This is a genomic window from Flavobacterium olei (genome assembly GCF_039749035.1).
Classification (GTDB): Bacteria; Bacteroidota; Bacteroidia; order Flavobacteriales; family Flavobacteriaceae; genus Flavobacterium; species Flavobacterium olei.
On sequence record NZ_JBDKWC010000001.1, the window covers coordinates 110,030 to 121,548 of the forward strand.

The following is an 11,519-nucleotide window of genomic DNA, read 5'->3' on the forward strand; positions in this document are numbered from 1 at the left end:
TATAATTTTTCAATGAGCAGATTGACGTTTTTGACTATTCTGAAGAAACATCACAAGTGTCTGGATGTAATTAAGCACTATTGCTTTACTATTAAACTTTCAGCAGTAGATGTTTTATATATCAAAATTTAGTAAATAAAAATTAATAATTACTAAACCCATAAAGCTATATAAAACAGATAATTACACAATCAAAGATAAATTATTTTATTTAAAACAACAAAATATAAACATTAAATTTCTTACACGTTGTCATTTATTTAAAAGTAGGGAACGCCTATGTAAAAAAATAAAGTTTCTGGTATAAAAATCATTACAAAGTCAGCTTCGAATTTTAAAATTTAATAACGGTCTATTCATATTAAAAGAGAAATTATTCTGAAACAGCATAGCTTATTTTATTGATTTTAAATTGATACTAAAAAGCGGTCTTTTATTTGGGCTACTATTTAATTTACTACATTTACACACAATCAGAAACATATTGACAACAGTCCCCCCCGACTGTCTCTAAAAACAACATCACTTGAATAATACCGATAATAACTCCGATTACTTTTTTCTTCAAAACGGCGGAGAAGCAGCAGAAATCATTCGGAATATTGACTGGTCGTCTAACGTACTTGGAACACCCGATAATTGGCCTGAAAGCCTTAAAAACACTGTCGCTACCATTTTATCATCCAAATTCCCTATGTTTCTTTGGTGGGGAGAAGAGCTGATTCAATTTTACAACGATTCGTACAGACCAAGCCTTGGAACTGCCGGAAAGCATCCAAAAGCTATGGGACAAAAAGGCGCGGATTCCTGGCAGGAAATCTGGTATTTTATTCATCCGCTTATTACTAAAGTGCTTTCTACAGGTGAAAGTGTCTGGTATGAAGACCTGCTGCTGCCCATTTACCGAAATGGACAACTTGAAGACGTCTACTGGACTTTCAGTTACAGTCCTGTTCGCGATGACAACAGGAATATTAAAGGCGTACTGGTAGTCTGCAATGAAACTACTGAAAAAGTAAATTACAACCGAAAACTTAAAGAAAATAAAGAAGAGCTGGAGTTTGCAATTAATGCTGCGGAATTCGGAACTTTTGATCTTAATCCTGAAACCAACAGGTTTTCTGCCAACGCCAGATTAAAAGAATGGTTTGGTCTTAAGGCAGATGATGAAATCCTCCTTAGCAGCGCTACAGCAGCTATAGCAGAATATGACAGGGATAATGTTAACACTGCCATTAACAGGGCGTTGCAATATGAATCTGGCGGAAAATTTGACATTCAATATACAATTATTAATCCGCGAACAAAAAAGGACCGCATCGTACACGCACTAGGCAAGGCCTGGTTTGATGATGATAAAAAAGCATACCGTTTTAACGGCACTTTACAGGATATAACTGCACATCGTAAAACCGCCGAAGATCTTGTAAAATCACGACAGCTTACCGACCTGACTATTAAAAGTATGGGGCTCGGCCTTTTTAATGTTGACTTTTCAAACAACACCATAGATTATTCGCCGGAATTTGCTAAGATAATTTCCGGATCGGATAAAAAGCATCTTAGCCGCAAAGATTTTCTAAAATATGTACATCCGGATGATCTGGCACTTCGTGCTCAGGCCATTGACAACGGCATTCAGAATGGTACTTTTTATTATACGCCAAGGGTAATTTGGGATGATGGGAGCATTCACCGCGTTGCAATTTCTGCAGCAAGGATGATCAACTCAAACGGAGCCGTCACCGCTTTTTCCGGTACTGTAGCCGATGTTACCGAACAGGAGCAAAACCGTATTGCGCTGGAACAGGCTGAGTCTATATTGCAGCAGACCAAACGGGATGCCGACACACTTTTTCAAAACGTTACAGACAGTTCCCCAACCGGTTTATGGCTCTCTAATCAGGAAGGTACTCTTACCTATTTTAATAAAACACTAATTGAATTTACAGGACTAACTACTCAGGAGCTTCTAAAGGGCGGATGGTCTTCTGTTATTATCGAGGAAGATTTTAAAAATGCTGTGAAAGCTTATCAGGAAGCCATTGCCAAAAGAAGCCACTTTGATGTACTTTTCAGAGCGAGAAAAAACAATGGCGAGGTAATCTGGTGCCGTGCAGCTGGTGATCCCTTTTATGATGCAGACGGAAGTTATGCCGGTTATGCCGGTTTCTGCATGGATATGGACGAAATTATTTCTGGCCGTAAAGCAATTAGTGAAAGTCAGGAACGTATCAGCCTTATGATCGAGCAGTCTCCTGTTGCCATTTGCCTTTTCACCGGCAGTGATATGAAAATTGAGATTGCAAATGATATCATGATCAGTTATTGGGGCAAGGACAAATCAGTAATCGGTCAGCCGATGGAAGTTGCCGTACCGGAATTGAAAAGCCAGCCCTTCCTGGATATCCTGAATCAGGTATACATTACAGGAGAAACCTATTACGGTCGCGCTATGCCGGCCGACCTTAAAATAAACGGCGTGTTGAGCACCTATTATTTTGATTTTACCTACACTCCTATCCGTGACTCCAAAGGGGAAATTTATGGAATAATGGATATTGCCATTGATATTACCGATCAGGTAATTGCATCTAAAAAACTGGATGAAACACGTATAGCCCTAGCGGGTGCCATTGAACTTGCAGAACTTGCTACCTGGCGTCTCGATCTTGCAGCAAACAGCATTTTATGCTCTACGCGATTCAAGAACTGGCTAGGACTCTCCAATCATGTCGCACCTGTAGAAGAACTTTTTGAACTTATCGCTGAAACACACAGGCACAAAGTCATTCATTCGATTAATGAGGCATTAAAGCCCGGTTCATCAGATTTTTATGATTACGAATTTCCGATTACGAATAAACGTACCGGACAAGTTCGTATCATTCATGCCAACGCACAGGTACTTTATAATAAAGACGGCAGTGCGGAATGCCTGAGCGGAACAGCCCAGGATGTTACCAAGGAACGTGAGTTGCAGGAAGAACTGAAATTTAAGGTTAAGGAGCGCACCGCAGAACTGGATGCCGCCAATGCAGAACTGCTAACCAGTAATCAGGAGCTTAAACAATTTGCTTATATTGCCTCGCATGATTTGCAGGAACCTGTTCGTAAAATAAGTGTTTTTACAGAAATGCTTAAAAACAGTCTCGAAAAAAATCCGTCAAAAGCCGCTGTTTATCTTGAAAAAATTACAAACTCCACCAAAAGGATGGAAACGCTTATTAAGGACGTATTGGGATTCTCACAATTATCGAGTGCTGTTAAGAAATTTGAATCTGTTGATCTCAACACCGTACTGCAGGATATTATAAATGAATTTGACCTTACAATTGAGCAGAAAAACGCTGTTATAACGAGTCAAGATCTTCCTGTCATTGAAGCCATACCACTTCAAATGTCGCAACTTTTTGGTAACCTGATATCCAATGCATTGAAATACAGTAAAGCAGAGATCACACCTAATATTCATGTTAGTTCTGAAATACTTTCAGACACGCAGAACAAAATCGACAGTACTTATTTTCGTATTGGAAAATATGCTAAAATTATAGTGAGAGATAACGGGATCGGATTCAGTCAGGCGTATGCGGAACAGATATTTAATATATTTCAGCGTTTGCACGGAAGAGATGAATTTGCAGGAACCGGGATCGGACTGGCAATGTGCCGCAGGATACTTCAGAACCATAATGGGAGCATCACTGCAGAATCGGAAGAAGGCATTGGTACATCTTTTATCATTATTATACCTTTAAAACAACATTTATATTAAAAAAACGGACATCCGTATGAAATGACGTATATTTGTCGGCAGATGCCGAACTTCCATATGAAAACAGTACTTTTAATTGACGATGATGCCGATGACCGTGAAATATTTCAGGAAATACTTTTTTCTCTAAATCTGAATATAAGATATGAAGAAGCCCGAAACGGTGCTCACGCAGTTGAAAAATTAAACACACAATCTTTCCAAAAACCGGATTTGATTTTTCTGGATCTCAATATGCCCGTAATGGATGGCAGGCAATTTCTATTACATATCAAACAGGAAGACACTTACAGCGATATCCCGGTCATTATTTATTCTACTTCTTCAAGTGAAGAAGACAAAGCTTTTGCCCTTAAAAATAATGCTGCGCTATTTATGACCAAACATTATTCTATGACACAGCTTGAAAAAGATCTTAGAAAAACCATTACTGCGTTTTTAGGATTTTAATCTCTTCATTATAATTAAAAAAAACAACATATCTCCTTTAATTATTGTAAATTAGAGTAAGTATTAACATGCACTAATTAAACATTAATGAAAGAAGTTTTTTTTCGGGACTGGCAAAGTCTGGGAATTGTTGCCCTGACAGCTATTATAGCCTTTATTACACTTTTTCTTTTTGTGCGGATTTCCGGCAAAAGAACGCTTGCCAAACTTAATGCCTTTGATTTCGTTGTTTCGATTGCACTTGGTTCTACACTTTCAGATATGATGCTTGCCACTGTACCTGTTGTTGAGGGAGCTGTAGTTCTTTTTCTTATCATTTTAATGCAATACACCTTTGCTTGGCTCGCAAGATCTTCGGCTACGATGGAAAAAATAATCAATACAGAACCACATGTTGTTTTCTACGATAATCATTTTCTGGAAAAAACAATGCTTCGTGAAGGCATCACTCAGGAAGAGATTTATGCAGCCATCAGATCGTCAGGAACCGATCAGATTGATGATGTCAAAGCAGTAATAATGGAACTCAATGGTACAATGACAGTTGTAAAAAAATCAACAGTTGCAGGTCCAAGCTCAATGGATGATTTGAAAATCCCGCTGTAATGTTTTTAAATATTTTCCTTTAGCTGTTTAAGCGGCAAGATGACGATAAATTCAGCACCATCATCTTTTTGACTTTTAACACTAATTTTACCGGAATGTCTTTTTACAATTTTTTTACAAAGAGAAAGTCCGAGACCATTTCCCTCATACTGATCTTTAGAATGCAGTCTTTCAAAATTATTAAATATGCGTTCTGAAAAAGCTTCATCAAATCCGATTCCGTTATCTTTTATTGTAATTTCTACGCAAGATATTGCATTATATTCTATTGTTTTACATGAGATTATAATTCTTGGTGGCACATCTGCCTTAGAAAATTTAAGCGCATTTTGAATCAGATTATAAAACAGCTGTGTAATAAGAATTGGCGCTCCTTCGATTACGGGAAATGTACTGAGCACTAAAACAGCTCCTTTTTCTTCAATGATAAGTTCAAGATCAGCTTTTATATTTTCAATTACCTCATCAAGATTTACTTTTTCAATTTGCTGAGTAGTATTATCAATTGTAGAATAAGCGAGAATTCCTTCTATAATATTCTCCATTCTCTGTGTAGATTTCTCGATCTTACTAAGATATTTTTTTACGTTATCTGTAAAGACAGCTTTTTTCTCATCTCGCAAAAGTGCCTCAAATATCTTAATTTTTCTGATGGGTTCACGCAAGTCGTGACTTACTATACTGGCAAAGTGAAGAAGGTCATCATTAGATCGTCGCAGCTCCTGAGTCTGCTGCAGTTCTTCCTCAACTTTTTGTCTGGCAAAATTTACATCTGTCACATCTACACCCGTATTCATTACGGCATATACTTCTCCGTTTTCGTTATAAAGTGGTGTAAAACTATAATTAAAATAATGAAGTCTGCTGATGCCATCAATTACCAAATTCACTTTTTTATTTGTTTCATGAAAAGGAATTCCGGTTTTAAGTACTCCAACTGCCTCTTCAAAAAAAGCATCGTTTTTAACTTCAGGAAGTACTTCCAGATAATTTTTTCCGATTATCTGACTGCCTTTACCCCACGCCTCCATCATTGCCTGATTGGCAAGTATTATTTTTAACTGATATCCTTCTAACACTGCTATAGGTATAGGAGCCATTTGAATTATATCTTCTAAAAGCTTAATATGTTGATTCATAATAGTATAATTATATCAGATTAAATGCAATTGTTGTTTAAAAGGAATTTACTTGATTCCTCCAAACAAAATATGCAGATCCGGTTGTCGAAGATAAAAATAATTACGCATATTTTGTTTAATATTTTCGTAAAATAGTTAAACAATTACTACCTTTAATTTAGAATAAGAATATTTGACATCAGAACATTCGAAAATCATTTACTTTATAAGGAATTAAAAATCGTGCGATATGAAAAAAGTGGTAATAATTGGAGGCAGTAAAGGAATTGGTAATGCACTCCTGATCGAAAAACTAAAAGATAGTGTAGTATATAATCTAAGCCGCACCACGCCCGATATTGCGGATAAAAACCTGATTCATTTTTCTGTAGATATTTTAAAGGACGAACTTCCAGAAATAGAGAGTATTGACTCTCTAATCTACTGCCCGGGCTCCATCAACCTGAAACCAATTCAGAGTCTGAGTGTTGATGATTTTAGAAATGATTATGAAATAAATGTTATAGGAGCCGTCAAAGTAATTCAGAAATATCTTCCCGTTTTAAAAAAAGGAAATGATCCTTCTATAGTATTGTTTAGTACTGTGGCCGTAAAATTAGGAATGCCCTTTCATGCCAGCATCGCAGCTTCAAAATCTGCTGTAGAAGGACTTGTAAAATCCCTTGCTGCCGAACTGGCGGGTTCAGTGCGGATCAACGCTATAGCACCCACCATAACTGAGACATCCCTTTCAGTATCAATATTAAGAAATGACAGAATGAAAGAAGCCATGAAGGAACGCCATCCGCTTAAAAATTACCTTCAGCCCAAAGAAGTAGCAAAAATGGCAGATTATCTTATTTCTGAGAATGCATCATCAATTTCCGGTCAGATCTTTACGATGGATTACGGATTGGTGAGTTTTAAATTATAACAAACACAGACATGAAAATTCTTTTAACAGGCGCAACAGGATATATAGGAAAACGGCTTTTACCGATGCTACTCAAAGATGGTCACGAAGTAGTTTGCTGTGTCAGAGACAAAAGCAGATTTAATTATTCCGTAACATTATCTGATAATCTAAAAGTAATTGAAACGGATTTTCTAAATCCCGATACTCTTGCCCATATTCCTGAGGATATCGATGCAGCCTATTATTTAATTCACTCCATGTCTGATACTGCAGGAAATTATGACGAGATGGAAAGCGAATCGGCTCACAACTTTATAAAAAGACTCAATGCAACAGCCGCCCGTCAGATTATTTACCTCAGCGGAATTGTGAATGATACATCCTTATCCAAACATTTGTCATCCCGAAAAGCTGTCGAAGATATTTTAAACAGCGGAAATGTTCCTCTTACTACTTTGAGAGCGGGAATTATTGTTGGATCCGGCAGTGCCTCATTTGAAATAATTCGTGATCTCGTAGACAAACTTCCGGTCATGATTACACCAAAATGGCTCAATACCAAATGCCAGCCAATAGCTATTACAGATGTACTCGAAATTTTATTACGATCACTTTTAAATCCGCAAACTTACAATCAGAATTTTGATATTGGAGGTCCGGACATCCTTACATACAAAGAAATGCTTTTGCGTTTTGCAAAAGCCAAAAAATTAAAACGTTACATCTTTACAATTCCAGTAATGACTCCTAAATTGTCCTCATACTGGCTTTATTTTGTAACCTCTACTTCTTATAAACTGGCTTCCTCCTTAGTCAGCAGTATGAAGGTAGAAGTCATTTGCAGCGACAATCGCATTAATGCTGTTTTAGGAATTAGCCCCATTACATACGAAAAGGCATTGGAGCGTGCGCTGCAGAAAATACAGGAAGACGATATCGTATCGAGCTGGAAAGATTCCCTGGCTAACGGTCGTTTTAAAGGAAGCCTCAGCCAATATCTCAAAGTTCCAAAAAAGGATTGTTATATAGACCGCAGAAAAATGAAAATTGTAAATCGTGACTATACAATTGACAGAATCTGGTCAATTGGCGGCGAAACAGGTTGGTATTACGGAGACTGGCTTTGGAGTTTACGCGGTTTTATTGATAAAATTTTTGGTGGTGTTGGCACCAGAAGAGGACGAACTCATAAAAATGCACTGTTTCCAGGTGATGCACTTGATTTTTGGCGTGTCGTTTACGCTGATCGTCAGCAGGGAAAATTAGTTTTGTATGCCGAAATGAAATTACCAGGCGAAGCATGGCTGGAGTTTAAGATCATTAATAATACTTTATATCAGGCAGCTACTTTTAGACCAAAAGGTATTTTAGGAAAATTGTACTGGTATTCGGTTCTGCCTTTTCATGGTTTTATTTTTAAAGGAATGCTTAACAGGCTGATCATGTAACGTAATCTTGTAAATACTTTAAATGATCCCATGCAGAAGACTTTATAAATCAATTTTAAAAATTAGAAACAAAAAGTTACAGTTTTATCAAAATTAAATTACCGATTTTGGAGTGTCTTGTGAAACAGATCATAAAAGGAATGATAAAGTAATTTTTAAATGTTAAATTATTTGTTTAAATTAGAGAAACATTAAATCAAAAAGAAATGAATTTATCAAAAATACTAGGTATTGTACTAATTGCGATTAGTTTATCGGTTGGTTATATAGGAGCAAATAAAATTGCAGACAGCACAAAGGAAATTAATTTTTTAGGACTAAAAATTGACGCTTCAAATGAGTCCGGACAACAGCAAGGCTATATTTATTTAGGGCTTGCAGTTCTGCTTTTTGCCGGAGGATTGTATACCATACAAAAATCTGGAAAATAAAAGATTGATCCTTATTGATATTATAATATGCGTAACAGCAAAAAACCCGCATTAAAATAATGCGGGTTTTGCTTTTAATATTTGTTAATGTAAACCGTCTTCTTATTTACAAATTCCTGAATACCGTCCTGCGAAAGTTCACGTCCATATCCTGAGTTTTTGGTTCCTCCAAAAGGCAGCCTCTGATCGCTTTTTACCAGTTCGTTTACAAACACAGCACCTTCATCCAATTTCGGTATTAATCTGGATGCTTTTTCAAAATCCTCAGTAAAAATGGTAACTCCGAGTCCAAAAGGACTATTATTCGAGAGTGCAACCGCTTCATCTTCATTCTTAAAAGTTGTAATTCCGATTACCGGACCAAAAATTTCTTCTTTAAAAACAGACATATCAGCAGTAACATTTCCTACCACGGTGGGTTCGAAATACGCTTTATTTCTTTTACCACCCAGCAATACTTCTGCTCCTTTATCCAAAGCATTCTGGAGTTGTTTTTCTAATTCTTCGGCAAGGTCAACGCGTGCCATTGTGCCTATTGTGGTTTCCTTAAGTAATGGATCTCCCGGTTGAAGTTCTTTTACAGCTTCTAGAAAAGCCTTTGTAAATTCTTCTGCGATCGGCTCTTCTACCAGCAGCCGCTTTCCGGCAATACAACTTTGTCCTGCATTTTGAAAACGGGCCTGTACACAGGTTTTCACCGTTTGCTCAAGATTACAGTCTGCAAAAACAATCAGAGCATTGCTGCCACCAAGTTCGAGTACTGTTTTTTTAATTTCACTTCCGGCTGTGGCTGCTACAGATCTTCCTGCTGCCTCGCTTCCTGTTAATGTAACCGCTTTAACTTTCGGATTTCTAATGATTTCTTCAATCATCTTGCTCCCGATAGGCAAATTAGTAAAACAGCCTTGAGGAAAACCTGCTTTTTCGAATATTTTCTGAATACTGTCTGCGCATTGCATTACATTACTGGCATGTTTTAATAGTCCGACATTACCAGCCATGAGCGCCGGTACTGCAAAACGCATAACCTGCCAGAACGGATAATTCCATGGCATAATTGCTAAAACAATTCCTATTGGTTCAAAACTAACATAACTCTTATACGCTTCTGTATCTATTACTTTATCCGCAAGATGTTTAGAGGCATTATCTGCATAATAATCACATAAATTGGCGCACTTTTCTATTTCTGCTATAGATTGAGTAATAGGTTTTCCCATCTCCTGAGTAATAATGCGGGCATATTCCTGGGCATTGGTCCGCAATTCATTTCCTGCAGCTTTCATCAATACGGCACGTTCTGAAAAGGAAACTTCTCTCCAGTACTTGAACTGCTCATCTGCCCTGTTAATGGCAACCTCAATATCTTTCTTATCGAATTCGGCTACCTCGTACACTACCTCCTGTGTATAAGGATTTATAGACTTTATCATAACTTATTATTTTATCCTGTATCTTTTTTAAAATCTTATAAAAGGTACAATTTATTTTGATTTTTATAATATAAAAAAAAGAGTTCTTTAGCAGAACTCTTTTTCAGTAAGGAATGTCATTTTAGAATATTGAATACATTAAAACCTTTTTTATTCCGGCAAATCTTCAATACTTAATGGCTCTTTTCTTGGCTGTGCGTTCATATGATGTCTGTATTGACTTGAAGTTTCGTATGCCAGCTTACGAATGCGCATAATATTTCCCAAAGGGCGATGCTCCGGCAGACAATGAAAAGGATTAAAACTTAAAACATCATCAGCGTACACACGTCTTTCCGGACTAAAGGTTTGCTGAGGTTTAAAAGTAAGCTTTGCAATGGGCTGATAAGGACTTTTATCCTCAGGCCACTGTATCGAACCATCTTCAACAGGCATTATGCCCAGATCGGTACAAAGCTGGGCACTCATTTCATATTCTGCTGTACCATTCTCAAAAAAATCTGAGATGATTTTAGTTAAAAAAGCATTTTCATCAGCCTCGATAATTTCGTCATCAAGCTTTTTTCCGGCCAGCTCCTTAACATTTTCAGATAATGGCCGTACATTTATTTTGGCGATATAATCTCCAAATCGCAAAGCAGCCATACTGAAATAAGTGTCTCCAAGAATATGCGGGCCAGGCGCGCTTAAGTTGTTTGTATCATCTGCAAGACCTACTGCTGCCAAAACATTCTGAACTCCTACAGCCGCCTTTTGTGCTACCTTCTGAAACAGTTCTCCACTGTTAGCCTGACTTTCCAGGCCTTCCTGCATTTTAAGATATTCCCGAATAGTTCCGGTCGGTATAACTGGATAGTTAACCAGTAGAAAATCCTGTGTAACAGCATCAGATAATTCCGGAAGAAGTTTCGCTCCTTCTACCCCAATTATTTTTATAGCCATACCTCTAAACGCCGACATTTTATCGGGTACAATAGATCCCTGAGCAGTAGAAAAACGAACAATAACCGGATACGTTTTAGGAGTACGAAATAAACCCTGAGCCAGATGTGACGGAAGATTATCATAAACCTGAAGTTCGCCTTTTAGTATCCCATGACTTTTTGAATGAGCATCTCTGATGGCATGACGGTATTTCTCGTACATCAAACGGTTTACTCTGGCCATAGAGTCTACAATTTTTCGGCTAATTTCCTGTTCATCAGGCTGTATGGTTTCTATACTATCATTATATAGAATATATGGATTAGAATCTGTCATAAGGCTATTTTAATTTGTTTAATTAAATTTTAATTTACGGTCGTAGTTGATCGTCTTTAATCAGATTTCTTAAGAA

General features: G+C 37.2%; 9 protein-coding genes. 6 read left to right on the forward strand and 3 right to left on the reverse strand.

Going from position 1 to position 11,519, the window contains the following annotated elements; genetic code table 11:
- The first annotated feature begins 526 nt into the window (after nucleotides 1-526).
- The 3 genes from ABEB31_RS00470 to ABEB31_RS00480 all read left to right on the forward strand — a co-directional run bounded on the left by ABEB31_RS00470 (nucleotide 527) and on the right by ABEB31_RS00480 (nucleotide 4,834).
- Nucleotides 527-3,778, forward strand: coding sequence for a PAS domain S-box protein (locus ABEB31_RS00470; RefSeq protein ID WP_347049281.1), 3,252 nt, complete (start codon nucleotides 527-529; stop codon nucleotides 3,776-3,778).
- A 57-nt stretch (nucleotides 3,779-3,835) separates the two neighbouring features.
- Complete coding sequence (locus ABEB31_RS00475) at nucleotides 3,836-4,228, forward strand: response regulator (protein ID WP_347049283.1); 393 nt, start codon at nucleotides 3,836-3,838, stop codon at nucleotides 4,226-4,228.
- An 87-nt stretch (nucleotides 4,229-4,315) separates the two neighbouring features.
- Nucleotides 4,316-4,834, forward strand: a complete 519-nt coding sequence (locus ABEB31_RS00480; RefSeq protein WP_347049285.1) for a DUF421 domain-containing protein — start codon at nucleotides 4,316-4,318, stop codon at nucleotides 4,832-4,834.
- Between the two features lie 5 nt (nucleotides 4,835-4,839).
- Here ABEB31_RS00480 and ABEB31_RS00485 read toward each other — a convergent pair whose 3' ends face one another.
- Nucleotides 4,840-5,973: a sensor histidine kinase gene (locus tag ABEB31_RS00485; protein WP_347049287.1), complete on the reverse strand. Its 1,134-nt coding sequence runs from the start codon at nucleotides 5,971-5,973 to the stop codon at nucleotides 4,840-4,842.
- 232 nt (nucleotides 5,974-6,205) lie between these two features.
- Here ABEB31_RS00485 and ABEB31_RS00490 point away from each other — a divergent pair, with 232 nt between their 5' ends.
- The 3 genes from ABEB31_RS00490 (at nucleotide 6,206) to ABEB31_RS00500 (ending at nucleotide 8,750) form a co-directional block, all read left to right on the forward strand.
- Nucleotides 6,206-6,889: an SDR family NAD(P)-dependent oxidoreductase gene (locus ABEB31_RS00490; protein ID WP_347049288.1), complete on the forward strand. Its 684-nt coding sequence runs from the start codon at nucleotides 6,206-6,208 to the stop codon at nucleotides 6,887-6,889.
- An 11-nt stretch (nucleotides 6,890-6,900) separates the two neighbouring features.
- Nucleotides 6,901-8,319: an SDR family oxidoreductase gene (locus ABEB31_RS00495; protein ID WP_347049290.1), complete on the forward strand. Its 1,419-nt coding sequence runs from the start codon at nucleotides 6,901-6,903 to the stop codon at nucleotides 8,317-8,319.
- Nucleotides 8,320-8,525: 206 nt separating this feature from the next.
- On the forward strand, nucleotides 8,526-8,750 hold the full coding sequence (locus tag ABEB31_RS00500) for a hypothetical protein (RefSeq protein WP_347049292.1): 225 nt from the start codon (nucleotides 8,526-8,528) through the stop codon (nucleotides 8,748-8,750).
- 74 nt (nucleotides 8,751-8,824) lie between these two features.
- On the opposite strand, the gene ABEB31_RS00505 is transcribed toward ABEB31_RS00500, so the two are convergent.
- Both ABEB31_RS00505 and ABEB31_RS00510 read right to left on the reverse strand, forming a co-directional pair.
- The gene (locus ABEB31_RS00505; protein ID WP_347049293.1) at nucleotides 8,825-10,183 is read right to left on the reverse strand and encodes an NAD-dependent succinate-semialdehyde dehydrogenase; all 1,359 of its coding nucleotides are present in this window, start codon (nucleotides 10,181-10,183) and stop codon (nucleotides 8,825-8,827) included.
- A 150-nt stretch (nucleotides 10,184-10,333) separates the two neighbouring features.
- Complete coding sequence (locus ABEB31_RS00510) at nucleotides 10,334-11,443, reverse strand: catalase family protein (protein ID WP_347049294.1); 1,110 nt, start codon at nucleotides 11,441-11,443, stop codon at nucleotides 10,334-10,336.
- Nucleotides 11,444-11,519 lie beyond the last annotated feature (76 nt).

Bases quoted from the DNA above. Each gene is read 5' to 3' on its own strand.
- ABEB31_RS00475 (WP_347049283.1), top strand. From the start codon at position 3,836: ATGAAAACAGTACTTTTAATTGACGATGATGCCGATGACCGTGAAATA.
- ABEB31_RS00480 (WP_347049285.1), top strand. From the start codon at position 4,316: ATGAAAGAAGTTTTTTTTCGGGACTGGCAAAGTCTGGGAATTGTTGCC.
- ABEB31_RS00485 (WP_347049287.1), bottom strand. From the start codon at position 5,973: ATGAATCAACATATTAAGCTTTTAGAAGATATAATTCAAATGGCTCCT.
- ABEB31_RS00490 (WP_347049288.1), top strand. From the start codon at position 6,206: ATGAAAAAAGTGGTAATAATTGGAGGCAGTAAAGGAATTGGTAATGCA.
- ABEB31_RS00495 (WP_347049290.1), top strand. From the start codon at position 6,901: ATGAAAATTCTTTTAACAGGCGCAACAGGATATATAGGAAAACGGCTT.
- ABEB31_RS00500 (WP_347049292.1), top strand. From the start codon at position 8,526: ATGAATTTATCAAAAATACTAGGTATTGTACTAATTGCGATTAGTTTA.
- ABEB31_RS00505 (WP_347049293.1), bottom strand. From the start codon at position 10,183: ATGATAAAGTCTATAAATCCTTATACACAGGAGGTAGTGTACGAGGTA.
- ABEB31_RS00510 (WP_347049294.1), bottom strand. From the start codon at position 11,443: ATGACAGATTCTAATCCATATATTCTATATAATGATAGTATAGAAACC.